Annotated in this window: 1 protein-coding gene; it reads right to left on the reverse strand. The window is 52.3% G+C overall.

What is annotated here, in order from left to right:
* Positions 1 to 277: hypothetical protein (locus H8K36_RS18990; protein WP_222611292.1), on the reverse strand; the 277-nt coding region annotated here is incomplete at both ends.

Raw genomic sequence — 277 nt, forward strand, 5'->3', positions numbered from 1 at the left:
CCTAAGGCATCCGTCACAGCGACAGTAACACTGTCGGTCACATCGCTGTTTGCACTTTGGACACTTGGGTCATAGGTGTAGCTGACGACACCGGTACCGCTATTAAAGCCCGTTAAGACCAAACTACCTTTAGCAGTCGTGATCGTGATTGGTGTGCCACCTAAAGCATTTAATTGCGCCAAGGTGACGTTGGTGCCACCCACCGTAATGCTCGCTAAACCAGCTGGCGCACTGACCGTGAAGCTGTTTGCTGTTGCAGTTGCCGTTTCTGCTACCG

The organism is Affinundibacterium nitidum, from assembly GCF_014284155.1.
Taxonomy (GTDB): Bacteria; Pseudomonadota; Gammaproteobacteria; order Burkholderiales; family Burkholderiaceae_D; genus Undibacterium; species Undibacterium nitidum.